This window comes from Priestia sp. 53B2 (assembly GCF_056099005.1).
This window is the reverse complement of sequence record NZ_JBLZXA010000027.1, coordinates 269,017-292,869: the sequence shown is the minus strand read 5'-3', so window position 1 is coordinate 292,869 and position 23,853 is coordinate 269,017. Positions and strand designations below refer to the sequence as shown.

Annotated in this window: 27 protein-coding genes; 5 read left to right on the top strand and 22 right to left on the bottom strand. The window is 37.7% G+C overall.

Features of this window, described 5'->3' with window-relative positions; all coding sequences use genetic code 11:
- Positions 1-2: 2 nt before the first annotated feature.
- The 4 genes from pfkB to ACN6NE_RS21955 all read right to left on the bottom strand — a co-directional run bounded on the left by pfkB (position 3) and on the right by ACN6NE_RS21955 (position 2,664).
- Positions 3-917 (bottom strand): 1-phosphofructokinase, encoded by a 915-nt coding sequence (gene pfkB / locus ACN6NE_RS21970; RefSeq protein WP_474327245.1) that lies wholly within the window; start codon positions 915-917, stop codon positions 3-5.
- On the bottom strand, positions 914-1,666 hold the full coding sequence (locus ACN6NE_RS21965) for a DeoR/GlpR family DNA-binding transcription regulator (protein ID WP_013056834.1): 753 nt from the start codon (positions 1,664-1,666) through the stop codon (positions 914-916). The genes pfkB and ACN6NE_RS21965 overlap by 4 nt, the downstream gene beginning before the upstream one ends.
- A gap of 381 nt (positions 1,667-2,047) precedes the next feature.
- Positions 2,048-2,188: a hypothetical protein gene (locus tag ACN6NE_RS21960; protein WP_013056833.1), complete on the bottom strand. Its 141-nt coding sequence runs from the start codon at positions 2,186-2,188 to the stop codon at positions 2,048-2,050.
- A 122-nt stretch (positions 2,189-2,310) separates the two neighbouring features.
- Positions 2,311-2,664 (bottom strand): YolD-like family protein, encoded by a 354-nt coding sequence (locus ACN6NE_RS21955; protein ID WP_129708725.1) that lies wholly within the window; start codon positions 2,662-2,664, stop codon positions 2,311-2,313.
- Between the two features lie 247 nt (positions 2,665-2,911).
- Between ACN6NE_RS21955 and ACN6NE_RS21950 the strand changes: the two genes are divergently transcribed.
- Positions 2,912-3,751 carry a YitT family protein gene (locus ACN6NE_RS21950; protein ID WP_063248093.1) on the top strand — a complete coding sequence of 280 codons (840 nt, stop codon included), beginning with the start codon at positions 2,912-2,914 and terminating at the stop codon, positions 3,749-3,751.
- 149 nt (positions 3,752-3,900) lie between these two features.
- Here the strand turns inward: ACN6NE_RS21950 and ACN6NE_RS21945 are convergent, their stop codons facing one another.
- From ACN6NE_RS21945 to ACN6NE_RS21885, 13 genes are all read right to left on the bottom strand, one after another.
- On the bottom strand, positions 3,901-4,896 hold the full coding sequence (locus ACN6NE_RS21945; protein WP_474327240.1) for a beta-ketoacyl-ACP synthase 3: 996 nt from the start codon (positions 4,894-4,896) through the stop codon (positions 3,901-3,903).
- Between the two features lie 108 nt (positions 4,897-5,004).
- On the bottom strand, positions 5,005-6,078 hold the full coding sequence (locus ACN6NE_RS21940) for a sulfate/molybdate ABC transporter ATP-binding protein (protein WP_474327238.1): 1,074 nt from the start codon (positions 6,076-6,078) through the stop codon (positions 5,005-5,007).
- Between the two features lie 19 nt (positions 6,079-6,097).
- Entirely contained in the window at positions 6,098-6,964 is an 867-nt protein-coding gene (gene cysW / locus ACN6NE_RS21935) for a sulfate ABC transporter permease subunit CysW (RefSeq protein ID WP_474327236.1), read from the bottom strand.
- A gap of 12 nt (positions 6,965-6,976) precedes the next feature.
- The gene (gene cysT, locus ACN6NE_RS21930; RefSeq protein WP_474327234.1) at positions 6,977-7,813 is read right to left on the bottom strand and encodes a sulfate ABC transporter permease subunit CysT; all 837 of its coding nucleotides are present in this window, start codon (positions 7,811-7,813) and stop codon (positions 6,977-6,979) included.
- Between the two features lie 94 nt (positions 7,814-7,907).
- Positions 7,908-8,972: a sulfate ABC transporter substrate-binding protein gene (locus tag ACN6NE_RS21925; protein WP_474327232.1), complete on the bottom strand. Its 1,065-nt coding sequence runs from the start codon at positions 8,970-8,972 to the stop codon at positions 7,908-7,910.
- Positions 8,973-9,224: 252 nt separating this feature from the next.
- Complete coding sequence (locus ACN6NE_RS21920) at positions 9,225-9,377, bottom strand: Fur-regulated basic protein FbpA (RefSeq protein ID WP_129708707.1); 153 nt, start codon at positions 9,375-9,377, stop codon at positions 9,225-9,227.
- Positions 9,378-9,724: 347 nt separating this feature from the next.
- Entirely contained in the window at positions 9,725-9,889 is a 165-nt protein-coding gene (locus ACN6NE_RS21915) for a YezD family protein (RefSeq protein WP_013056824.1), read from the bottom strand.
- Between the two features lie 372 nt (positions 9,890-10,261).
- Positions 10,262-11,641, bottom strand: a complete 1,380-nt coding sequence (locus tag ACN6NE_RS21910) for a sensor histidine kinase (protein ID WP_474327229.1) — start codon at positions 11,639-11,641, stop codon at positions 10,262-10,264.
- A gap of 1 nt (position 11,642) precedes the next feature.
- Positions 11,643-12,317 (bottom strand): response regulator transcription factor, encoded by a 675-nt coding sequence (locus ACN6NE_RS21905; protein ID WP_474327227.1) that lies wholly within the window; start codon positions 12,315-12,317, stop codon positions 11,643-11,645.
- Between the two features lie 144 nt (positions 12,318-12,461).
- Positions 12,462-13,349, bottom strand: a complete 888-nt coding sequence (gene galU, locus ACN6NE_RS21900; RefSeq protein ID WP_129708699.1) for a UTP--glucose-1-phosphate uridylyltransferase GalU — start codon at positions 13,347-13,349, stop codon at positions 12,462-12,464.
- Positions 13,346-13,750 (bottom strand): GtrA family protein, encoded by a 405-nt coding sequence (locus ACN6NE_RS21895; protein WP_129708696.1) that lies wholly within the window; start codon positions 13,748-13,750, stop codon positions 13,346-13,348. The genes galU and ACN6NE_RS21895 overlap by 4 nt, the downstream gene beginning before the upstream one ends.
- Positions 13,743-14,708, bottom strand: a complete 966-nt coding sequence (locus tag ACN6NE_RS21890) for a glycosyltransferase family 2 protein (RefSeq protein ID WP_129708694.1) — start codon at positions 14,706-14,708, stop codon at positions 13,743-13,745. The genes ACN6NE_RS21895 and ACN6NE_RS21890 overlap by 8 nt, the downstream gene beginning before the upstream one ends.
- 13 nt (positions 14,709-14,721) lie before the next feature.
- Entirely contained in the window at positions 14,722-16,893 is a 2,172-nt protein-coding gene (locus tag ACN6NE_RS21885) for a glycosyltransferase family 39 protein (RefSeq protein ID WP_474327224.1), read from the bottom strand.
- 240 nt (positions 16,894-17,133) lie between these two features.
- Between ACN6NE_RS21885 and ACN6NE_RS21880 the strand changes: the two genes are divergently transcribed.
- Positions 17,134-17,706: a GNAT family N-acetyltransferase gene (locus tag ACN6NE_RS21880; protein WP_474327222.1), complete on the top strand. Its 573-nt coding sequence runs from the start codon at positions 17,134-17,136 to the stop codon at positions 17,704-17,706.
- A gap of 68 nt (positions 17,707-17,774) precedes the next feature.
- Positions 17,775-18,251 carry a hypothetical protein gene (locus ACN6NE_RS21875; protein WP_129708688.1) on the top strand — a complete coding sequence of 159 codons (477 nt, stop codon included), beginning with the start codon at positions 17,775-17,777 and terminating at the stop codon, positions 18,249-18,251.
- A 120-nt stretch (positions 18,252-18,371) separates the two neighbouring features.
- Here the strand turns inward: ACN6NE_RS21875 and ACN6NE_RS21870 are convergent, their stop codons facing one another.
- The 3 genes from ACN6NE_RS21870 to ACN6NE_RS21860 form a co-directional block, all read right to left on the bottom strand.
- Positions 18,372-19,244, bottom strand: coding sequence for an STAS domain-containing protein (locus ACN6NE_RS21870; protein ID WP_474327219.1), 873 nt, complete (start codon positions 19,242-19,244; stop codon positions 18,372-18,374).
- A gap of 263 nt (positions 19,245-19,507) precedes the next feature.
- Positions 19,508-20,200 carry an LrgB family protein gene (locus ACN6NE_RS21865; protein WP_129708682.1) on the bottom strand — a complete coding sequence of 231 codons (693 nt, stop codon included), beginning with the start codon at positions 20,198-20,200 and terminating at the stop codon, positions 19,508-19,510.
- Positions 20,170-20,574 (bottom strand): CidA/LrgA family protein, encoded by a 405-nt coding sequence (locus ACN6NE_RS21860; protein ID WP_474327217.1) that lies wholly within the window; start codon positions 20,572-20,574, stop codon positions 20,170-20,172. The genes ACN6NE_RS21865 and ACN6NE_RS21860 overlap by 31 nt, the downstream gene beginning before the upstream one ends.
- A gap of 191 nt (positions 20,575-20,765) precedes the next feature.
- On the opposite strand from ACN6NE_RS21860, the gene ACN6NE_RS21855 reads away from it, so the two are divergent.
- Together ACN6NE_RS21855 and ACN6NE_RS21850 are read left to right on the top strand one after the other, a co-directional pair.
- Entirely contained in the window at positions 20,766-21,197 is a 432-nt protein-coding gene (locus ACN6NE_RS21855) for a MarR family winged helix-turn-helix transcriptional regulator (protein ID WP_016763912.1), read from the top strand.
- 99 nt (positions 21,198-21,296) lie between these two features.
- Positions 21,297-21,584, top strand: coding sequence for a phospholipase (locus ACN6NE_RS21850; RefSeq protein WP_306461257.1), 288 nt, complete (start codon positions 21,297-21,299; stop codon positions 21,582-21,584).
- Between the two features lie 36 nt (positions 21,585-21,620).
- On the opposite strand, the gene ACN6NE_RS21845 is transcribed toward ACN6NE_RS21850, so the two are convergent.
- Positions 21,621-22,133 (bottom strand): GNAT family N-acetyltransferase, encoded by a 513-nt coding sequence (locus tag ACN6NE_RS21845; protein ID WP_035335711.1) that lies wholly within the window; start codon positions 22,131-22,133, stop codon positions 21,621-21,623.
- 190 nt (positions 22,134-22,323) lie between these two features.
- On the bottom strand, positions 22,324-23,748 hold the full coding sequence (locus ACN6NE_RS21840) for a phospholipase D-like domain-containing protein (RefSeq protein ID WP_474327214.1): 1,425 nt from the start codon (positions 23,746-23,748) through the stop codon (positions 22,324-22,326).
- Positions 23,749-23,853: the final 105 nt, after the last annotated feature.

Sequence of the window (23,853 nt, the reverse complement as noted above, 5' to 3'; positions counted from 1 at the left end):
CCCTACTCTACCTTTGTGATTGACACTTGTTCACGAAGCGTCTTTACATCTTCTGCTGTACATAATTCAAGTGAGAATGCTGTGGCACTTCCTGAAGCTACTCCTGTTTGAAAAGCTTCTAATAAATCACCTTGTTTTACGTAAGAAGCAATAAATCCAGCTACAAGTGAATCGCCAGCTCCAACAGAATTTTTTAGCGTTCCTTTAGGGACTGTGGCACTGTAGACACCGCTTTCGTTAATAAGAAGTGCTCCATCACCTGCCATAGACACAACGACGTTTTGCGCTCCTTGTTCTACGAGCTTCTTACCGTATACTAGCGCATCTTCTGCACTGTTTACTTCTACATCAAACAATTCTGCAAGTTCATGATGATTCGGTTTGATAAAAAACGGCTTGTGAGACACGACGTCTAGCAAGGTTTTTCCACTTGCATCTACTACAACTTTTACTCCGTTCGCTGCTGCTAGTTCAGTTAACGTTTCATACACAGAACTTGGAAGCGTTTTCGGTATACTCCCCGCTAATACGAAGATATCGCCTTCAGTCATTTGCTTTACTTGAGTCAATAAAGACTGAAGCGCTTCGTCTGTAATAGCAGGTCCTTGACCGTTAATTTCTGTTTCTTTTTCTGTTTTTAACTTTACGTTAATACGGGTATCTCCCTCAACTCTTGTAAAAGCTGTTTCGATATTCTCCGCTTTTAAGTAGTCTTCGATATAGGTTCCTGTAAAGCCGGCTACAAAACCGAGGGCTTTATTATCAACACCTAATCGCTTTAAAACGCGAGAGACGTTAATGCCTTTTCCTCCTGGAAACTTGGCTTCATTCGTTGTGCGGTTAAGCCCGCCTTCTTCGAATGCTGAAACATGTACTACGTAATCAACGGATGGGTTCAACGTACATGTATAAATCATGATTTCACAACCTTTATGTCTGTTTTGTTTGCATACTGTATAAGTACATCGCTAGGTACGTCATTTGTTATAATTTTTGCTTCATGTAAATCGGCTATTTTTGCAAAGCTTGTTTCAAAAAACTTAGTGGAATCTGATAAAATATAAGATTCTCTAGACAGCTTCATTGCCGTTTGCTTGATCAATGCTTCTTCTGGATCAGGAGTTGTATATCCATATTGATGATGAATCCCATTCGCTCCCATAAAGCACTTATCAAAACGATATTGCTCAAGACTTAAAAGAGCTCCATTGCCAATTAAAGCACCCGTTTTATGTTTAACAGATCCCCCAATTAAATAGAGGGTGATACCTTGTTCTAGCATCGGGTTTAAATGCATTAAACCATTTGTCACGACAACTACATCTTTTTGCTTTAAAAAAGGAATCATTTCATACGTTGTAGTTCCTGCATCTAAAAAAATACAGTCACCTTCATTTATAATGGAAGCCGCATACTCTGCAATGTTTCGTTTATCTTGAACATTTTTAGCAGATTTTTCGATAACGCTCAGTTCGATTCGTTTACTGCGAATAAGCGAAGCGCCACCGTGAACACGTTTGAGCATTTGCTCTTCTTCTAGTTGACTTAAGTCTCTTCTAATGGTGGATTCCGAAGCGCCTGTAACTTCGATAAACTCTTGCACTTTTACAAGTTCTTTCTCTTTTAAAAGTTTTAAGATTAGTTGATGTCTTTCCGGCGTTAACATGTTCTAGCTCCTTTTTCAAAAAAGCGTTTTCATTTATTTCATGTACTTACTTTATCACGCTTTACATTCAAAATCAATCATAAAAAATCAAAAACATTCATTTTTTTAATTACAAAATAAAGTTTTTTGAACGAACAATTAGATTTGCATTTGGTTTAATAATAGTTAGCACAAAAGGAAATATGCTGGTAATTCAAGAATTTGTCTACTTTTCTCATTATATGTAAAGGTTTTCTTCTACTCAATTAGCTATGACTGTTTTTGACTATTTCTTGACCGATTGAATTTTTCTGACTGAATCGAGCATAGCTTGTCCTGATTTCATAAAAGCCTACACACCAAAAAAGTTGTCCACCTTTTTGGACAACTCAAAGTGACCCATCATTTAAATAAAAACAGAAGCATATATAATATGGAAGCAAGGGCAGAAGAAATAGCTAAACTTGAGATAAAACGAACGAGTCTTTTTTTAATGAACTGCGTTAATTCGATTTCTCTTACTTGAGTTTTTTCATTTTGCATACAATAATCCCTTCTTTAATTAAAATTTCCTAGTAGCTAGAAGTTACTACTCGCAGAATATGCTTTTATGTATTGTATGCATGCGTTAAAAAAAAGATACAAAACGAACAAAAAAGCTACTCTTAGCTAGAGTAGCTTTCATCTTTCCATACATCTGCTTCAATTACTGCATCCGCTCGAATCGAATATGTATAACAAGGGCCTGTAACCATCAGCGTATTCGACTGCAGCGAGACTTTATCGATCGTCACTCGTTCATACCTTTGAATATGTCCTGCTTCATAGACGTGAAGCGTTACTGGATGATGCTCCGAGTAACTGTTCATAATGACATTTTCAATATGCTCAATCTTTTCTTTTTTCAACCCTAAAGGCTGCTTATGCGCCTCGGGACTGTACATTTTCTTCATTTTCTCTAAATGCTCGGGCATTACTAACTTCGCATACTGTTTTAATTCATCTTGATACACGTTCATTCTCCCCCTTGACTCTTGCTTCTATTTTACCGAACGAACATTCTCATTGCAAAACTTTTTAATCAAAATAAAAGCAAACAATTTATTTTTTCATACTCCATAAAAACTGTCAAAAGATTTTATGTTAATAGCAGAAACTGATTTTTTAAAAATAATAATATCCCATCTTTAATTCGGTCTCTAGAGTTGGTATAATACATTGTCATGACTGTGTTTTCGGAGCTTTTGATGATTGGAGGTAACGTTCATGATTAATAAAATAAAAGAAATTATCCTCATTATTCTAGGGAGCCTCATTTTCGCACTGGCCATTAATTACTTTGCTATTCCAAATGAATTAGCAGAAGGCGGCGTAACCGGTGTAACAATGATTACCTATTATGTATTAGGCTGGTCTCCGGGTATCACAAACTTTATATTAAACGGTTTGCTGGTACTGATCGGATACAAATTGCTTCATAAACGTGTGATTGTTTACACAATTATATGTATTATTTTCACTTCTCTATTCCTACATATAACTGAAGGACTGGGAAATCCTCTTGACGATACGCTACTAGGGGCTATTTTTGCTGGTATTTTAGCTGGTGTAGGACTCGGACTTGTGTTTAGAGGCGGCGGAACTTCCGGAGGCTCTGCAGTTATTGCCCGCTTAGCTAATCAATATCTAGACTGGAATATTAGCAAAACGATGCTGGCAATTGATTTATTAGTTGTAGCAAGCGCTTATTTTGTCATCGGTGGAGAAAAGACGATGTATACGGTTATTTCTCTTTACATCGGAACGAAGGTGCTTGATTATATCATTGAAGGACTCAACCCCCGCAAAGCAATCACTATTATTTCACACCGTTCAGCTGAAGTAGCCGAACAAGTCAATAAAAAGATGCAGCGTGGCGTCACTGTCTTTTCTGCTCATGGAAGCTATACAAAAGAAGCAAAAGACGTATTGTACGTAGTGGTGAACAAACAAGAACTGCTAGAATTAAAGCGCATTATTCATAAAGTCGACGAACAAGCTTTTGTGGTCGTACACGACGTGCGCGACGTCTTTGGAGTAGGTTTTACCATTCCAAAAGCCAGTTGAAAACCCGCTGTAAAAAAGCGGGTTTTTTCTATTATATATGTTTGCGCTGAAAATACTGCAAACCTGCCGTTATAAAAAGAAAAAACTTTCTTGGAACGACAATAAAAAGCTCTGTAATGAAAATCTAAAAAGCTAAAGGGCGATGCCTTTTAGCTTTTTTCTTTACACGTCCATTTAATTAACAAGCCGCAGTGCGTTAATCCTCCCCCAAACCCATAGAGAATAAGGAGGTCATTACCCTGTACTTTCCCTGTCATTATTCCTTCGTTTAAAGCAAGCGGAATAGAAGCTGAAGATGTATTTCCGCAGTATTGCACACTCGTTAACGTTTTATCCATTGAAACACCTGTTTTAGCACAAATAGCTTCAATCATTCGAAGGTTTGCGCTGTGCGGAATAAACCAATTTACATCTGAAAGAAAAATGGAAGTATTCTTTAATAATGCTTCTACTCCTTTTGGAATCGTTCGGACAGCAAAGCGATATACTTCACGCCCGTTTTGAACTAAATTCCCGCTCGAGTTAATTTCTTTTCCAAAAAGAGTGTTAGATAAGTTAGAACGGTATAAATTTCCCCCTCCGCTTCCGTCCGTTCCGTAGTGACATCCTAAGAAACTTGGATTATGCTCATCGTACTCTACAAGCATAGCTCCCGCTCCGTCACCAAACAGCACGCATGTGGCCCGGTCCGTATAATCTGTAATTTTCGACATGACTTCGGCACCAATAACTAAAATCTTTTTATGCAATCCCGACGTCACTAAGCCGTTCGCCACATGAAGGCCATATGTAAACCCGGCGCATGCTGCACTTAAGTCAAATGCAGCAGCTTGCTCAATATGAAAGTAATCTTGAATCTGACATGCTACGCTAGGAAAAAAGTGATCCGGCGTTGTTGTCGAAACAATAATTGCATCTACATCTTCTATTTCTACAGCATATCGGTTAAGCAAATTTTCAACTGCTCGAATGGCAAGCGTAGACGTGTATTCGCCTTCACCAGCAATTCGTCGCTCTTTCATTCCGGTACGCTGCACAATCCATTCGTCATTTGTATCAACCATTTCTTTTAAATGGTCGTTCGTTAATTTTTGCTTTGGTGTATACGTCCCCATTCCTGTGATTCTAGCTTTTGATTGTATCATTTCTCCACCTCAAATCAGTTGATACTTAATTATAACACCTACTTTTAATATCTGATACTAATTTATTAGCAGATAAAAAGCGCAAAGGCATACCCTTTACGCTTTTTATTAAATAGAATAATCTTCTGGAATAAATACCTTTAGCTGCTTAGGCTTTACATACACCTGTTCTCCCACTTGAAGACTGAGGACTTTATAGTGCTCTTTGCTCAATTCAGCTTCTAAAAATTCTTCTGCATCTTCTCTTTTTAATTCAACTTGCACGATAGGCCCTATCACATGAATATAGCTAACGGTTGCAGAAACAGCATCTGTGCTTGTTTTTACCTTTTCAAGGTGAATATCATGAGGTCGCACGTATCCAACAGCTGCTTCTTCATTTCTTCCGCTAAACTCTGGAACATCCATTTCAAAGCTTCCTTGTTTTAGTCTGCCTTTATGAATGCGGCCCTTGAATAAATTGACGTTCCCCAAAAAATCGTACACAAATGGACTGTTAGGATGATCATATACTTCCTCAGGACTTCCAATCTGCTCAATTTTCCCGTTGTTCATCACAACAATACGATCGGCCACATCTAAAGCTTCTTCTTGATCATGCGTAACGAAAATACTCGTAATATGAAAATCATTATGCAATTTACGCAGCCACCTGCGCAAATCTTTGCGAACTTTTGCATCCAGAGCGCCAAAAGGTTCATCTAATAACAGTACTTTCGGTTCTACTGCTAACGCTCGAGCAAGCGCTACTCGCTGGCGCTGTCCGCCCGATAATTGAGAGGGATAGCGATTGGCAAGCGGCTCTAGTTTAACAAGCTGCAGCAGCTCGGTTACTTTCTTGGTAATGTCTGTTTTAGAAGGTCTTGTTTTTTTAGGTCGTACTTTTAAACCATACGCAACGTTATCAAATACAGTCATATGTCTGAACAAAGCATAGTGTTGAAAAACAAACCCTACATTTCGCTCCTTTGGATTTACGTGCGTAATTTCCTTTCCATCAAATAAAATAGCTCCTTGATCAAGGTGTTCAAGACCGGCAATGATACGAAGCAAAGATGTTTTTCCAGAACCGGACGGACCGAGTAAAGCTACTAATTCACCCGTTCGAATATCAATGTTAATAGAATCCAGCGCTTTAAAATCACCAAAGTTCTTTGATACATGCTTAATATGGATACTCATCTCATAAGCTCCTTCCTATTTAAATATGCTTGGCTTTCCACTCGATAATGTTTTTCACAATTAAGGTAAAAATAGCTAGAACCGACATTAAAGAAGCTACCGCAAATGCGGCTGCAAACTGATATTCATTGTAGAGAATTTCAATATGAAGAGGCATCGTATTTGTCATTCCTCGAATGTGCCCAGACACAACGGAAACAGCTCCAAACTCCCCAATCGCCCGCGCATTACATAAAATAATGCCATATAATAAGCCCCATTTAATATTAGGTAACGTCACTAGAAAAAAAGTTTTGAAACCGCTGGCTCCTAACGTTAACGACGCTTCTTCTTCGGCTGACCCTTGAGCTTGCATGAGTGGAATCAATTCTTTGGCAACAAACGGCAGCGTTACAAAAAGAGTAGCTAATATAATACCGGGAATAGCAAAGACAATTTTAATATCTTGATTAAACAACCATTCTCCGAATAACCCTTGTGCACCAAATAATAAAATAAAAACCAATCCAGCAATAACAGGCGAAACTGCAAACGGCAAATCAATAAGCGTAATTAAAATATTCTTTCCTTTAAAATCAAACTTTGTAATTAACCATGCAGCTATCACGCCGAAAACGGCATTTAAAGGAACGGTAATAAGCACCACAATTAGCGTTAGTTTAATAGCAGCCAAAGCATCCGGATTCGTAATCGCAGCGAGATACGTTTCCAACCCTTTTTGAAAAGCTGTCATAAAAATGGTGATGAGCGGGAGCACTAAGAATAGAGCTAAAAAAGCCAGTGCAATAAATGTAAGCAGCCACTGGACGACTTTGGGCTCTTTTAAACTAGAATGATTAAGTTTAACAGTCGTTTTTGCATGCTGCATTGGAACATGTCCTGCCAATGTCATCCCTCCTTAACTATGTACAAATTTACGATTTGTCCACCATTGAATAATATTAATAAGTAATAACAGAAAAAATGATACAACGAGCATGACTGATGCAATAGCAGTAGCGCCCGCATAATCGTACTGCTCGAGTTTTGTCATAATAATAAGCGGCGTAATTTCAGTTTTCATCGGCATATTTCCAGCAATAAAAACAACTGACCCGTATTCTCCAAGCGCTCTTGCGAATGAAAGAGAAAAGCCTGTTAAAATAGCAGGCACCAGCTCTGGAAAAATAACTTTTCTGAACGTTTGCATTCGGCTGGCTCCTAAACTAGCAGATGCTTCTTCGATCTCTGCATTAAAGTTTTGCAATACTGGCTGCACCATTCGGACAACAAACGGCAGACCAATAAACGTCAGAGCGATAATAATTCCGATAGGCGTAAATGCGATTTTAAACGTAAATAATTGACCAATCCATCCTTTCGGGATGTAAAGAGTGGTCAAGGCAATGCCGGCAACAGCCGTTGGTAAAGCAAACGGCAAATCTACAAGTCCATCAATAAACCTCTTTCCAGGAAAATGATATCTCACTAATACCCATGCAATAATAGTTCCAAAAATAACATTAATAATCCCTGCTGCAAATGCTGCTCCAAAACTTAATTTATATGATGCTACTACTCTAGAATCCGTAACAGTTTTAATAAAGTCGCTCCATCCCATAGATGCCGTATTTAAAAAAATCATAGCTAACGGAAAAAGCACAAGGACACTTGCATAAAACATCGTAAAACCTAAAGAAAGCCCAAATCCAGGTAAGATGCTTTTCTTTTTCTTCTGTCGTTGTAACACGCTCACTTCTTACACCTCTCTCTGCTTTCAAGATACATGTACACAGAAGTTACGAATTACCATTCGTATCTTCCTCATTTACTTTTTTTAATGCATCATATTACTTTGGCTGATAAATCTGATCGAATGTTCCCCCATCATTAAAATGAGTTTCTTGAGCTTTTTTCCAGCCGCCAAAATCTTTAATCGTGACTAGGTTAAGCGAAGGGAATTGATCTTTGTGTTTCTCTAATACTTTTTCATTTCGAGGACGATAATAGTTTTCCGCTGCAATTTCCTGACCTTTTTCTGTATATAAGTATTTTAAGTATGCTTTTGCTACCTTTGTTGTGCCTTTCTTTTCAGCTACTTTATCTACTACAGCAACAGGCGGTTCTGCTAAAATACTCAATGACGGTGTTACAATTTCAAATTTATCTTTTCCTAGCTCATTTAACGATAAGTAAGCTTCATTTTCCCATGCAATTAACACGTCTCCAATGCCCCGTTCTACAAACGTAGTTGTCGCTCCGCGTGCGCCTGAGTCTAACACTTCGACATTTCCATAAAGTTTACTCATGAAGTCTTCAATCTTTTTGTTATCTCCGTTATATTTATTCTTCGCGTATGCCCAAGCCGCTAAATAATTCCAGCGTGCGCCTCCAGAAGTTTTTGGATTTGGTGTAATAACGGATGTACCTTTTTTCGTTAAATCATCCCAATCTTTAATTCCCTTTGGATTTCCTTTACGAACTAAAAAAACAATTGTTGATGTGTATGGTGTAGAATTATGAGCCAATTCTTTTTCCCAGTCTTTGTTTAATAATTGGCGAGTTTGAGCGATTTCATCAATATCGTAAGCAAGCGCCAGCGTTACTACATCCGCTTCCAAACCGTCAATAACTGCTCGGCCTTGCTTACCAGAGCCACCGTGTGATTGCTTGATAGTAACGTCTTGCCCTGTTTTATCTTTCCAATAAGATGCAAAGCTCTTATTGAACTCCTGATAAAGCTCACGTGTAGGATCATATGAAACGTTTAAAAGCTCTACTGATTTTTTTGAATCGGTTTTATTCGCAGAACTATCTTTCCCTGCTGTTTCAGTAGATTTCCCATTGCCGCAACCTGCTAGCACGACGAGCAGTGCTGTTAGCACCATTAAAAACTGAACTGCTTTTTTCTTCATGTTTTACTCCCCTTTTTATAAAAAAATACAAAAAGGCTGCTATCTCTTTGAAAAGAGAAGCAGCCTTCAGTTAGTCTGATCAGCGTATATGCTCTTAAATTATTCTTATTAAATTTATTCGTAAGAATAAAAAGAAGATACTTTCTGAAAAGACAATTTATTCTTGTTTTTATAATAAACACACTTTACCTATTAGTCAACTAGGTTTTTAATCTTTTTTACACTTATTTTAGTTCTTTTTACGTGTTTTCCTTACTTACTGCGTGCCTGATACTCTTTTTCTAAGTCAGAGAGTGTAAGTTCAAAAAGATGATGGTTTTCTTTTTTGTAAATCCCTTTTTTCAGTAACTCTTCAATGAGGTATTGTTTTCTTTGCCGCACCGCTACTCGTAATAAATTTTCCATCTTTTCTCCTCCTACTTATATTAATTTAAGAATAAAAAAAGACTCCTAACACAAGTCAGAAGCCTTCGGTAATCCGGTCAGCACAGGAATGAAACTGTCAGATTTTCATAATTTTAAAAAGTATAAAGCTGCTGCTTTAGCAGCTTTACACTTCTCATCGTCATACTCATACAACCTATGACACAATTTTAATTCAAAAAATTCTAAATCTTTAACCGGAAAGAAAGTCAATTTTTCTTCGAATACGCACGTTTTCTATATTTAATACAGTACTTGCTTGCCCCACCGTCAAGCATTCGCTAGCTAGGCTGGCCCTTCAGTTTCTCTAAATACGTATTCAAATAGGCTTATTTGTGGCTTGCTACTTTGCTTTTAGCTAAAAAGCGGTTTTTTTCCGTGCTGTCCACTTGAGTAATTTGTCCGTCGTGAAGAGTAATTAGTACAGATCCATAGTTGATTTCAGTTAGTAATTTAACAATATAATCTAATTTTTCTTGTGTAATTGAAGCCATTTTATCATTCTCCTATTCATAGATAAATTTATATTTTAGTTGCAGTTGAATAAACAAAGCGAACAACATCTATAAGTACTTGTATAATGTGCAGAAGATAAATACATGGTAATCCTCCCCATATGTTCAGTTGAAGATTGAGATTTTAATGATCACAACCAATGTACAGAAAAGGCCCACACTAGTAGCGAACAAGTATGAGCCTTCGGTTGACCGATCAGCTTCTTTAGCATCCCAATTTTTTCAAAAGATTTATACTATCTATATTATTTACACTTTACCTATATGTCAAGTAGGAATTAAAAAAATAAATAGATATTATTAATTTTTTTTATATCTTTGACCTAATAAAAAAGACTCATCTGGATGAACTTACACAGACGAGTCTTTTTTATTCCTATTTTTTTGGATAGGCAGGGTTACCGTAAAAGTACTTCCTTCTTCTTTTTTGCTTTCAACACGAATTGCCCCCTCATGCAGTCGCACAATTTTTTTTGTAATGGCTAGACCGAGGCCGCTTCCTTTTAACGTTCTGGATTTATCTACTTTATAAAAGCTTTCAAAAATATATTTTTGATCTTCTTGTGCAATACCAATTCCCTTATCCTTTATTTTCACGTCTATTTCTTCGTTTTTTTGATGAATGGATATTTTCACAAATCCATTTTCAGGCGTATATTTAATAGCATTTGTTACTAAATTTAGCCAAACTTGCTCTAACAAATCTTTATCTGCTTCCATTTGAACATTGGATAAATCAAGGTCAATTTCTATGTTCTTTTTTGTCCACTGAGGTTCTAAAGCCATGACCACATGCCTGATTTGTTCATCTAACCGGTATTGCTGCAGCATTAGCGTTTGATGTTCGGAATCAAGAGAAGCAAGCTTTAGCAAATTGGAACTAAGCTGAGAAAGTCTTGTACTTTCTTTTTCAATAATCGTTAAATATTGTATCTTTTTATCTTCACTGACGATATTATCTTTAAGTGCCGCTGAAAAACCGCGAATAGAAGTCAGCGGTGATTGAATTTCATGCGAAACGCTAGCAATAAACTCTTGCCTCATCGTTTCTATCTTGTTTAATTCTTTGGTCATTTGATTAAAGTTTTTAGTTAACAGACCGATTTCATCATTCGCTGCGTGCTCCACTTGTACATTGTATTCACCTTGTCCGACCACTTTCATTGCTGTACTGAGACGCTTAATCGGTTTAATAATAATCGTTGAAACATATGCAAATAATACAATACCTACTAATAAAATCGTAATAAGCTGGATATTTTGAACATCTTGAATAACTGAAAATTGTCGCTGTGGATGAGACTGAATAAATAGAGCATACGACCTTCCGTTTTCTTTAAAAGGAAGACCCACTACGTTTGGCTGTGGACGATCACCTTTTTCCTCGTTTAAATTAGAATAACGCTTCCCGTCTAATACTTGATCCACTTCTTGCGGTGTAATTGGAATAGGCGGTCCTGGCTGTCCTAATACTTTTTCTTCATGCTGATCATCAATAATAATAAACGAAAAATGAATAAAAGATGAATTAGATAAAAACCTTGCAGCTTTGTCGGAGTCTTCTGCTCCGTACAAGTCAATAAAATCTTCTCCCATCTTCACCATATCCTGACCTAATCGCATTTCCAGCTTCTGCTTACTAAGAAATGTCGTGACGACGACAGTAATCACAACGCTCAATAAAATCGTAATAATAAACGACAGTACAAGCTTTACATAAATTGACTTCACGTTAACACCCTTCTGCTCTATAGCCTAGTCCGCGAATTGTTTTGATTGCCATTCCGACGTTTTCTATATGATTAAGCCGCTCCCGCAAACGTTTTATATGAACGTCTACCGTGCGCTCATCTCCTTCATAATCATATCCCCAAATTAATTGAATAAGCTGATCACGGGTAAAAATCTTTCCAGGAGAACTAACTAACGTGAACAGTAATTCAAACTCTTTTAAAGGCAGCTGTTCGCTTGCTTCTCCAGCACTCATCTCTAATTTGGTACGGTCCAATTTTACATTCCCCATATAAATTACATTGTTAGCTTCTACTCGGTACCTGCGTAAAAGAGCCTTTACACGAGCAACCATTTCCTGAGGATCAAAAGGTTTCACGACATAGTCGTCTGTTCCGATATCAAATCCTTTTAGCTTATCATGCGATTCGCCTCTAGCTGTTACCATTAAAACCGGTATATCAAAATACTCCTTAATTTCCTTTGTAAGTTCCCATCCGTCTTTAAATGGCATCATGATATCAACGACTGCTAGATCAATTCGAAACTCTTCCATTTTCGCCCATGCTTCTTCACCATCTGCTGCTTTTATAATTTTAAATCCTTGATTTTCTAAATATAATGACATCAGCTCTCGAATATGTTGATCATCATCTGCAACTAATATTTGAATCATACATGTCTCTCCCTATTCCTAAGTTTGTCCAGCTTTTACGCACAGTAAGCTCTCTGTCTATAGTAAACAGAGAGCCACATAAGATCACACAATGATTTTATACTTCAAATATGAACTGAATATGAACAAACTGATTAACTCTTATTAGCTGAAGTTGTTTGCTCGTTCTTTTTCTACAATTCCCTCCAAATATGATAAAAACGTTTGACGTAAATCTCTGCGCTTTAACGCAACTTCTACCATCGCTTTCATATAGCCTACCTTATCTCCAATATCAAAGCGCTGCCCTTCTAGTTCAAGAGCAAACAGTCTCTCTTTTTCACATACTACACGCAGTGCATCTGTTAATTGTAATTCATTTCCTACCCCTCTTTCAATCGTTTTTAGATAAGAAAAAATAGAAGGGTTTAAAATGTAGCGGCCCATAACGGCAATAGTTGACGGAGCTTGTTCTATCGATGGTTTTTCAATCAAGTCATTCACTTCGTGAAGGCTGCCGGATTTATTTTTTGGCTGAATGATTCCGTATTTCGATACCTCTTCAACATCCACTTTTTGAACTCCGATAACTGATTGATTAGTCGTTTCATACGCTTGGATCATCTGTTTGAGCGCAGGTTCTTCAGAAGTCATAATATCATCTCCAAGAAGAACGGCAAACGGCTCATCTCCAATAAACTGCTCGGCACAAAGAATAGCATGACCGAGTCCTAACGGCTCTTTTTGACGAATATAGTGAATGCTGGCCATTGATGAAATCGTTTGTACTTCTTTTAGCATTTGGAACTTGTGCTTTTCTTCAAGCATTTGCTCTAACTCAATTGATTTATCAAAATGGTCTTCAATTGATTTTTTGTTTCGCCCTGTAATAAAAATAATACTTTCAATGCCTGATTTCACAGCTTCTTCTACAATATATTGTACAGCAGGCTTATCAACAATTGGCAGCATTTCTTTCGGCTGCGCTTTTGTCGCTGGTAAAAACCGAGTTCCTAAACCGCCTACTGGAATAACTGCTTTTTTTATCGTCATATATGAATCCCTCTTTCTTTTTTAGTAGTAAATACAAATAATTTAGTACCAATAAAGTTGATACCGACACTTACGATTGTAATTAAAAGTTTACTGATTAGCAGCGATATACCCCATTTATTATATAGAACAGTCAACAGAAAGGATGTTAGGGATAAAGTGATCAAATTTACGATCACGAATGAAATCACTTCACGCTTACTGCTTTTTTCTTTTCTCTCAAACGTCCATTTGCGATTCATGACATAACTGTTTAAAATGCCCGCACTGTATGAAATCCACTGCGCTAGTATGTAGTTAACACCGATTGTTGTTAAAAGTGCGTATACTACAAAATCAATCAGTGTATTTACAACTCCTACTAACGCAAATTTAATAAAAGATATCCATTTGTTAGTCACGAAGTGATACTTCCTTGCGTGGCTCAAGCTGATACTTTTCACGGACGATATAGAGTGGACGATTTTTTGTTTCATCGTAGATGCGGCCAATATATTCTCCAATCATCCCAAGAATAATTAAAATGATGCCGCTAAAGAATAGCTGAATGACAATTAATGACGACCACCCGGTGATGGTGCTGTCTGTAAATAACTTCAAATACAGCACCACTAAAAGATAAATAAAACCGATACCAGATAGAGTTACACCAGCATAGCTAGCTAGCTTTAATGGTTTATAGGAAAAAGATGTAATGCCATCCATTGAAAGCTTCAGCATCTTTTTCAAAGGGTATTTCGACTCCCCGGCCAAACGCTCGTCTCGCTCATATTCTACTGCTATTTGCTTAAATCCAACCCAGCTTACTAATCCGCGAACAAAGCGATTTTTTTCTTGAATGCTATTCATTTGATTGCACACTTTGCGATCTAGCAAACGGAAATCCCCTGTATCAAGCGGAATATCAATATCAGTCATTGCACGTAAGAAGCGATAAAACATAGCAGCCGTTTGTTTTTTGAAGTATGTTTCTCCTTTTCGCTTTGTACGCTTAGCGTATACAACGTCAAACCCTTGCTTCCATTTTTCAATCATCTCTAAAATCAATTCGGGCGGATCTTGCAAATCAGCATCAATCACGACGACCGCCTCTCCTCTTGCATAATCCATACCAGCTGTAATAGCAATTTGATGACCAAAGTTACGGGCAAAATCTAATAAAACAACCGCTGGGTCTTGCTCACTGTACTCTTTAATGATTTGTGCTGTTCGATCTCTACTGCCGTCGTTCACGAAAAGAAGCTCGTAAGCTTCTTTCGTTGAACGCATCACTTCTGTGAGACGGCGGTAGGTTTCATGAATCACTTCTTCTTCGTTGTAGACAGGAACAACAATAGAATATTTAACAATTGAACTCATGTTCATGTCCTCCTTATTTAAGCGTTATTTCGTATAGTGTTCCGTTTCCAGATGGCCCTTGCTGAGCACTTGATGAAGTAGACTGCCAATTGGAAGAAGGAATCTCCTTACTATTTTCTTTAATCCACGTGATAACGTCAGATTGACCTCCCTTGCCCATTCCAGACAAGTAGAAATATTTCACTTCACCTTTTTTAATCATGGCTTTTAATTTACTTACCGTTAAAATTGGATCTGAACCGCTAAATCCACCCATTGCCATTACTGGCTTGCCCGTTTTGATAATGTAAGGCGCAGCTGAAGTTGAATCCGTTGTGGCAAATAAATATTTTTCACCTGTATTATTTTTTGTTAAATAGTTTAGTAGCTTTTGGTTTACTTCTGCGTTCATCCCTCCACTTTTTCGTTTTAAAGATGATGATTTGCTTGAAGAGCTATTTGGCATTTTACTATTATTGGATGAACCGCTTGGCGGCTGCATTTGATTGTTCGATGATGAATTGCCGCTAGAGCTTCCTGGAGGCTGCATGCCGTTAAAGCCAGACTGTTTGCTATTTGTAGCTGTACTTGGAGGTCCTCCCATACCGCTTGAAGAATCAGGACCTGCTGCTGGAAGCATGCTATTTCCACCATAAATAATTGGTGTCATCGCCCAGTACGCCGGCATCGCAAGTAAGACAACCATCGCTGCGGCTCCTAGGTAATTCGTCAACGAATTTTTACGCTGTTTACGAACAGCTAAAACAAGAGCTAAAATGACGCCCAGTGCTCCTACACCTGCAATTGGCGCTACGCCGATTGAGCTGACATAAGGAGACATAATATATACTTGAAGTGCTGCTGTTGTTAAAATACCACCTGGCAGCAGCCATGATTTCCAGCCATTATGCTGTTTGTACATGCTCCATAAAGCTACTGCTCCCGCTCCGGCAAATGCAGCGATTGGAGGTGCCAGCATAATTAAATAATACTGATGGAAAAATCCTGCGATACTAAAGAAGACAGCTACTGGTAGCAGCCACGCTAACCAAAATAAACTTTCTTTTTGTTTTGTCGTGTAAGGCCCTTTAAATTTTACTCCGGCAAATAAACCCACGATTGAAAAGATTACAAATGGTAATAACCAGCTGATTTGATCTGATAAACCTTTTTGGAATAGTCGGAAGGGACCAGGATTCCCCGTGTTGAACATTCCGTTTTGATTCCCTCCGCCTGGAGCCTGCATCTTTTGAGAAGAGCTGCTCTTTCTTTGATTTGAGCTTTGTGAAGAATCAGCACTTGAATTACTATTTTGTTTTGTTTCACTGCTTGCTGTTTGCTGCTGAGCTTGAGCAGGCTGTTTATGACTGCTTCCCGTCACGCTTGTATTTCCAGTTAAACGATTAATACCGTTATATCCAAAAGCAAGCTCTAGAACTGAATTTGTTTGACTGCTTCCCATATAAGGTCGCTTATCAGCAGAAGTTGAATCCACTACAACTGCCCATGAGACAGAAACCGCGAGCATTAGTGCAGTCGCTGTTGTTAAAAAAGCAATTTTCTTTTTCCAAGTGATTTTGGTTGCCACTACATAGAAAACATAAAATGCTGGTAAAACCATGTATGCTTGAAGCATTTTCATATTAAATGCAACACCAATCATCGCAAAAGCTGCTAACACCCAGCCAAATTTAGCCGTACGCACAGCACGAAATAACATCCACGTTGCTACTAATAATGTAAATACAAGCATACTATCGATATTATTTGTTCGGCTTACCGCAGGTACAATTGGCGTCAGAGCCATGGCAAGAGCAGCAAATCTCCCAGCCCATACGCCAAACGTACGTTTTACGAGTACGTATAGTAAAAGGACTGAACCGATGCCAGCTAATGCTTGCGGTAGAATGACGCTCCATCCGTGAAATCCAAATATTTTGGCACTAATTGTCTGAATCCAAAACACAACCGGCGGCTTATCAATCGTTACATAGCCTCCTGGATCAAAAGATGCGTAAAAGAAATTATGAAAACTCTGAAGCATACTTTTGACAGCTGCCGTGTAATAAGCGTTGGCGTATTCATCTGTCCAAATTTTAAATAAGTTCAAAAATGCTGCAATTAAAACAATGGGAACTAAAAATAAGTCTATTCTTTTTTTATTTGAAGTTCGTTCTTCTTTCACTTCACTGTTCATGTGTTTCATTTCACTCCTTCGTAATTTCTGACTTTAGTCTAACAAGCATATGTGAACTGATTATGAACAGAAAAAATAATTTTTTATTTTTTAAAAACCTATTTGACCTCTTACGCTCACCAATGAAATATTTTACAATTAAAGAATCAAGCACATGAAATAGAAAGCATATTCTTGGAATGCCGCAGCTTCTATGAAACATTATTATCAACACTTCATCCACTTCTTGCTGAGAAAGGAGACAACTTTATGATTCAAGTAAAAGATATATACGGAAATTTACCCACACTAGAAACAGAAAGACTCCGCTTGCGGAAAGTTACCAAAAAAGATGTGCGTGACATGTTTGAATATGCCTCAAATGAAAAGGTAAGCAGATATGTAAATTGGGAAAAGCACCGAAAGCTTCAAGATACAAAAGAGTTTGTTTCCTTCGTTTTGAAGCAGTACAGCAACCAATCCATTTCTCCTTGGGCTATGGAAATCAAAGCCTTGAAAAAATGTATTGGCACCATTGACTTTGTCACTTGGAATCCTACTCATCGCATTGCGGAAATTGGCTATGCGATTTCTGAAGCATATTGGAATAAGGGATTTGTTACGGAGGCAGCTGAAAAAGTAATTGCGTTTGGATTTGAAAAAATGGATTTAGTGCGCATTCAGGCGAGGTGCTTTGTTGAAAATGCCGCTTCTGAGAAAGTGATGAAAAAAATCGGTATGTCTTATGAAGGAACGATTCGAAAAGCCATGTTTATTAAGGGAGCTCATCAAGACTTAAAGTTATATTCAATCTTGCGAGAAGAATATACACGCAACGCGTAGAAAATGTATAAAATACTTTCCATAACATAGGCTAACTTCAACACTAACTCTTTCTTTTGAGATGAACAATGTTGGAGCAAGCAATTCAGCATTTAGACTTATCTGCACATGGTTTGTGGTTTCCGATTACCGTTAGTTTATGTTTATTTATTCTTGCCCTTATCTTATTTAAACGACAGCTAACTTGGCGAGATTTTTATATCACGTTTTGCGTAGTTGGATTTGTCGGATGGCTTTGTGATGTTATCATTACGCGTGTTTTTAACATGATTGATTTGGGAGATCCAACAGTTACAGGACTTGGAGATATTCTAAGCTATACATTTATTCCACCTTCCCTTTCTGTTTTATTTTTGACTTACTTAACAGCTAAAAATAAATGGGTTTTATCACTTCTCTTTTGCGCTGGTTCACTACTCATAGAATACGGAATGATTAAAAGTGGCTATATGCATTTAAACGGCTGGTTTTTTATCTATTCAATAGTGGTATACTTCCTCGTTTATGCTTTTGTGCTACCATGGCATATGGCATTTATTAAGTAAAAAAGCGGATGTTAATGAACATCCGCTTTTTTACTATGCGCTTACTTTCTATCTGCTGAAATCCATATTTCATACCGACGTTTAGAAGAATGAATATCTCCATTGCATGCTCATAGCCGGTCATTTTATGCGCCGTGATGACATATGCGCGCGGCTATGTTCTTCAGGACGTCTAAACCCAATTTTTAAAAGCGCTGCTTCTAAATTTGCTTCTGTTTTAATTTGATTAAAATCAATTCCCAGTTTCACTACCGTTTGGGCAATTTCCGGTCGTATCCCTGTTATAATAGCTTCCACTCCTACTAATTTGAGAGATCGATGAATTTTGAAAAGATTGTCTGCTACCATTGTATCAATAATCACGACACCTGAAATATCCAAAATAAGATAGGATAATTGAAGGCTTGTCCCTTTTTTCAAGCAAGTTTCCATAATAACTTGCGAGCGATAAGTATCAATTTCTCCAATAATCGGCATAATAGCGATACCTTTTGTGACAGGCACGAGTGGAACTGACAGTTCTTCTAATGACGTGTAAGCTAAATTCATCATATATCGATTATGCTCATCATAAATTTGACCAAAAACACATGTTACCGTATCTAAAAGCGGATCGATTCGCTCACTGACATGCAGCATGGTAATTGCAGCAAACTGATGCTCCTCTAGTTCTCTTGTAAATACATCCCAAATAACGCTGCGATAGATTGGGAGGATACCGAGTGCTTTTTCTAAAGGAATATTTTTTTCCACTGCATATTTTCCCGTGTCAAGTGCCCATTCTTTAACAAGTTTAAGGATAGCCTCTTGTTCTTCAAATAGCGCTCTTCCAAAGTACTCCATAATTGACACTCGCCATTTCAAAATTTTCTTTTCTTTTAATTCCTCTATACTTAGCGTATGTGTAGAATCTAAACGTTCCGCTAATTTTTCTGACAAGCTATATTTATGTTCAAGAATCTTTTTTCCTATATACACGAGCTCCTCTTTCATAAAATATGTTCAGCTCCTCTTTTCTGCTATTTTTACTGCGTATATAACCTTGACTAAGCCTACTTACCCATCCGACAATTGACTAGCCTTCCTAAAAATAACAAAAAAGCGGTTATTTTATGAATTTTCTTTCTTTTTATTATAGTACCAGAGTAAGAGCCGTACAACTGAAAGTTTGCTGCGAATAAAATTCGTAATTTGACACAGAAAACAATCCTGTTTGAACTCAAACAGGATTGTTTTCTGTATTTACTTATCTCACTTTACACTTGGAATAGCCAGACAACAATCGGCCCAAAAACCGAGCCCATTACAGCGCTTAACGTCATTGATACTGAGCTCATCGATACCGTTAGTTCACCGTATTCAAATGCTTTAGAAGTTCCTAGCGCATGAGAAGCGCTGCCTAGTGCAATTCCTTTTCCTAAAGAACTTTTAATACGAATCCACTTTAAAAGTAAAGGTCCAAGAATTACTCCCGAAAAGCCTGCAATCATAACAAATACCACAGTCATGGATGGAACCCCTCCTAGTCCCGTGGCAATTTGAATTGCAACGGGAGTGGTAATAGACTTAGGAACAATGGATAAAATCAGGCTTCGGTCAATGCCGAATACTTCAGCGAACACAAGTCCGCTAATCATGCCTGCAAATAATCCTACAAACACTCCTCCAATAATAGGAATGCTGTATTTCACTAGCATCTCACGCTGTTTATACAGTGGATACGCTAATGCAACAACCGCTGGCCCCAGAAGTGAATTAATCCATTTGCCCCCAATCATATACTCGTCATAGGAAATATGAAAAGCAAGTAAAAGAAGAATAACGAATACGGTTGTAGTTAAAACTGGAATAAGAATTGGGTAGGAGAACCGTACGTATACTTTCGCCATGACTAGATACAGAGCAACTGTAGCTATGATTATAAAGAGCGCGATAAAGAATTCTTGCACTGTTGTTTCTCCTTTCGTTTGTTCGCTTTCTTTTCTAAAAGTTGGCTAGCAGCCCCCGCGGAGGCCATCGTAATTATTGTACTAAGCACAATAATTAAAAACAAAATCGCTCCGCTGCTTGAAAGAAGCGAAGGATAATTCATCACTCCTGCCATAGCTGGTATGAATAATAAAGGTAAAAAAGATAACAAGAAGCTTGCTCCGTCTTCGATCACTTTGATGGGAACAATTTTGCACGTTAAGCAAATGAGCATTAAAATTAAGCCTATAATACTGCCTGGAATAGGCAGGTGAAGTATGTGGTGAACAGCTTCGCCAATCATAGAAAAAGCATAAAGAATCGCGATTTGTAAAATGATTCGTATCACTTTCATTATAGGTAACTGTCCTATAGATAAAGAACAGCTGTCCTCCTCTCTTTATTTTGTCATGTTGTCTAACATTAAACTATATAGACACCCTTTACTTTACCTACTTTTACTTGTACTATACAACTATATATACATTTGTATTATACAAGTATATATTTCTTTGTCAATGAATGATTTTGTAAGGAGAGATTATAATGCAAGAAAAAAATTCAATTGAATTGATTGAATATGAACTTACTACCTTTATTAGACGAGCCGTCTATCTTGATAATTCTGAAAATAAAATAGGAAATCTAGAAAGATCAGCTTATTTATTATTGCGGCAATTAGATGAATTTGGACCAGCTCGTGTAAAAGAGCTAGCAGAAGCGTTTAAACTCGACATTTCAACTCTGTCTAGACAAGCTGCTGCTTTAGAAAACAAAAAGCTTATTTCCCGCTCTTCCGATCCTTCGGATGGACGCGTCAGCCTATTTGACATCACACCACGTGGAAAACGCATGCTGCAAACTGATAAACAAATGCGCCTTGAACGCTATCATAGTATGTTAAAAAAATGGTCAAGTGAAGAAAAGGAGCTGTTTGGCAAACTACTAATGCGGATGAATGACGCATTTATCGATTAAATAGAAATTCATAAAAATTAGGCTGCTGCTGCAAGGTGTTTGTCCCTGTCTCTTTTCTCTTTTTTGCATTTAATGTAAAGAGACTATTGAAAAGGATGTATGATTATGTCTGTTCCGAACAAACGGAAAGCCACGCCCTGCCTCTTCCCCGGCTATAAATGGTGTGGTCCCGGATGCAGTGGTCCTGGATGTCCTATAAATGATGTAGACTGCTGCTGTAAATACCATGATTTATGCTATGAAGATTATGGATCATGCCGCTCATGTGATGAGCAATTTCTTGACTGTCTTTGCTCCAAAGCAAATCCGTACAGTTTAAAAGGAAGACAGGCATACGCCATGTATACCTATATGCGGCTGAAGTTAGCTTTAAAACAATATGACTAAGCATAAAAGAGGAGAATTGAAAAATTCACCTCTTTCTTATGCCATTTTATCTGTATGAATCCAAAAACGTTGAACAACAGCTCCATCCTCTTCTATATAATCCTCGTCTTGTATACCACCGTTTGCCAGAATAGTTCGACGAGAAGCGGTGTTCCAATCATCACACACAACTAATGCCCGTTGAACTCCCAGCTTTTTAATTTCTTGAAGAGATAACTTCAGTAGCAGCTTCGCATATCCTTTTTGTCTTTCGCTTGGCCGAATACCATAACCTATATGCCCTCCGCTGTTTCGAAGTATTTCACTTAGCTCATGGCGGATATTAACTACGCCTATTACTTTTTCATGATGCATTAGCCAGTAGGTGGAATCGGGTACATATCCTTTTTTTAATCCGATCCCTTTTTCTGCATCTAACAACTCTTGAACCATTTTTTCAAAGTAAGCAGGATCTTTAGCAATTACCCACGGAATCATTTTTTCTCCGCTTGCTTTCCATTCATGATAAAAGCTCATATAAGCCTTTTTATAAGCTGCATCTGGTTTCATTAAAACGGCGGTTTCCACGTACCTTCCTCCTTTTTGTTTATTATGTTTATACTACCGATTTTCCCCAGTAAATAAAAGGGGATAATTTACATAATGTGACAAATGTGTTTATTCACTTATTTATAAGATATGTAACAAAAAGCACTCAATGGTATATCCATTGAGTGCTTTTTGTTCTACTGCCGGTTGTTTAAATAAATTCCTTAAAAAACCTCGTCACTTTTGCAAGGGCGTATAGGAAGGTTCGCTTCATAACAGGTTCTTCTTTCTTTTGGATGTCAGGAGATTTAATCCATCGCTTATGGTTGGCAATAAGGATACTTTTATCCATTTTGTTTTCCATCGCTATCTTCAACTTTTTTGCAAATTCTTGACTATCGATAATGACCATTGATTCATTATTCAAAAATGTAGAACGGGAATCTAAATTAAAAGAGCCTACGGCGCTGAGTCTTTGATCATAAATCACAGACTTTGCATGGATCGAATAAGGTCCTTGGTATTCGTAAAGCTTTACACCTGTCTTTATAATCGTATCACGCATACTTATATACCCGGAAAAAGCCAACACATTGGGCGTAGATGTAACTGAATTTGTGAGTAGCGTCCATTGAACAGCTGGATTCTTTTTCAGTGTTATATACTTTCTCATCGCATTGGTTGGCACCACATAAGGACTTTGAATAAGAACAGAGCGGTTAGCTCCTTCTGCCAGGTTAATAAAAGTTTTCCACATAAAAGGTCTTTTATTAAAGCGTTCAATTGGATTATGAATAAAAGAAACACGCTTTGTAGGAACAGTGGAAGCATTCCAATTAATCTTAGGCGTCGCAAACGTTTCTCCTACTTGCTTAGCTTTATCATATTGCTGCAGCAGCAAAGCTTTCATCCTCTTTCCCTGATCGACCTGGTACTGTGTGAGATGATAAAAAGCTTTTTTAGTGTAAGGATGAGCCCATAGTTCATTTATATAATTTTGCATTTGAGTGATGACGCTATCTTGTTTATGTTTGCTGTTTGTAATGAAGACATCACGATCATAGACGAAGTCTGGAGGAGGCTTTTTAGCCAAATACTTGTCCCCTATATTCCGTCCCCCTATTATGCCTAGCTGTCCGTCTACAATCATTATTTTGTCATGCATACGATTTTGCCACGCCCAAGGTTTAAACAATTGAAACGATTCATAATACTTCACTTCAATATTAGGATGTGATGCTAATGCGTAGAGCACGCCTCTTCGGTTTCCACGCAAGCCGTTAGCTACCCCGTCTAAAAGAACGCGAGTATGGGCGCCTCGATCAGCTGCTTTAAAAAGAGCGGCCATAATTAAATCAGTTGACTCTCCTTTTCCTATTGAGTAATATGCAATATCAATCGATTTCTCAGCTTCTTGAATCATTTGAATACGAACTCTTCCTGCCTCGTAACCATCTTCAAGAAGTCTCACTCGGTCCGTAGACTCACTGTGACCAAAAAAGCTAGCCGGTTTAATTGAGGTCGTTTCCTCTCCTGTTTTTAAAGGTACATAAAAGAGAACCACCGCGGTTATAACCACGTACAGAATATATAAAGATAAAATAATAAGTAATCCTTTGAATGCTATTTTTATCATCGCAACTCCAGCTTTTTGTCTTTTTCTGTTATCGTTCACAAATAAGGATCATTACATGCAAGAAACTGCTTCCTTAATTGCTTTGCGCTTTGTCTTTTTGACACA

Excerpts from the sequence above, each read along its gene's own strand:
- ACN6NE_RS21925 (WP_474327232.1), bottom strand. The coding sequence starts at position 8,972 with ATGAAGAAAAAAGCAGTTCAGTTTTTAATGGTGCTAACAGCACTGCTC.
- ACN6NE_RS21855 (WP_016763912.1), top strand. The coding sequence starts at position 20,766 with ATGCAAGAAAAAAATTCAATTGAATTGATTGAATATGAACTTACTACC.
- ACN6NE_RS21965 (WP_013056834.1), bottom strand. The coding sequence starts at position 1,666 with ATGTTAACGCCGGAAAGACATCAACTAATCTTAAAACTTTTAAAAGAG.
- ACN6NE_RS21845 (WP_035335711.1), bottom strand. The coding sequence starts at position 22,133 with ATGAAACCAGATGCAGCTTATAAAAAGGCTTATATGAGCTTTTATCAT.
- ACN6NE_RS21960 (WP_013056833.1), bottom strand. The coding sequence starts at position 2,188 with ATGCAAAATGAAAAAACTCAAGTAAGAGAAATCGAATTAACGCAGTTC.
- ACN6NE_RS21945 (WP_474327240.1), bottom strand. The coding sequence starts at position 4,896 with ATGATACAATCAAAAGCTAGAATCACAGGAATGGGGACGTATACACCA.
- ACN6NE_RS21840 (WP_474327214.1), bottom strand. The coding sequence starts at position 23,748 with ATGATAAAAATAGCATTCAAAGGATTACTTATTATTTTATCTTTATAT.
- ACN6NE_RS21955 (WP_129708725.1), bottom strand. The coding sequence starts at position 2,664 with ATGAACGTGTATCAAGATGAATTAAAACAGTATGCGAAGTTAGTAATG.
- ACN6NE_RS21850 (WP_306461257.1), top strand. The coding sequence starts at position 21,297 with ATGATTATGTCTGTTCCGAACAAACGGAAAGCCACGCCCTGCCTCTTC.
- ACN6NE_RS21880 (WP_474327222.1), top strand. The coding sequence starts at position 17,134 with ATGATTCAAGTAAAAGATATATACGGAAATTTACCCACACTAGAAACA.
- ACN6NE_RS21920 (WP_129708707.1), bottom strand. The coding sequence starts at position 9,377 with ATGGAAAATTTATTACGAGTAGCGGTGCGGCAAAGAAAACAATACCTC.
- ACN6NE_RS21915 (WP_013056824.1), bottom strand. The coding sequence starts at position 9,889 with ATGGCTTCAATTACACAAGAAAAATTAGATTATATTGTTAAATTACTA.
- ACN6NE_RS21870 (WP_474327219.1), bottom strand. The coding sequence starts at position 19,244 with ATGAAAGAGGAGCTCGTGTATATAGGAAAAAAGATTCTTGAACATAAA.
- ACN6NE_RS21885 (WP_474327224.1), bottom strand. The coding sequence starts at position 16,893 with ATGAAACACATGAACAGTGAAGTGAAAGAAGAACGAACTTCAAATAAA.
- ACN6NE_RS21905 (WP_474327227.1), bottom strand. The coding sequence starts at position 12,317 with ATGATTCAAATATTAGTTGCAGATGATGATCAACATATTCGAGAGCTG.
- ACN6NE_RS21875 (WP_129708688.1), top strand. The coding sequence starts at position 17,775 with ATGTTGGAGCAAGCAATTCAGCATTTAGACTTATCTGCACATGGTTTG.
- ACN6NE_RS21940 (WP_474327238.1), bottom strand. The coding sequence starts at position 6,078 with ATGAGTATCCATATTAAGCATGTATCAAAGAACTTTGGTGATTTTAAA.
- ACN6NE_RS21890 (WP_129708694.1), bottom strand. The coding sequence starts at position 14,708 with ATGAGTTCAATTGTTAAATATTCTATTGTTGTTCCTGTCTACAACGAA.
- ACN6NE_RS21860 (WP_474327217.1), bottom strand. The coding sequence starts at position 20,574 with ATGAAAGTGATACGAATCATTTTACAAATCGCGATTCTTTATGCTTTT.
- ACN6NE_RS21950 (WP_063248093.1), top strand. The coding sequence starts at position 2,912 with ATGATTAATAAAATAAAAGAAATTATCCTCATTATTCTAGGGAGCCTC.
- galU (WP_129708699.1), bottom strand. The coding sequence starts at position 13,349 with ATGACGATAAAAAAAGCAGTTATTCCAGTAGGCGGTTTAGGAACTCGG.
- pfkB (WP_474327245.1), bottom strand. The coding sequence starts at position 917 with ATGATTTATACATGTACGTTGAACCCATCCGTTGATTACGTAGTACAT.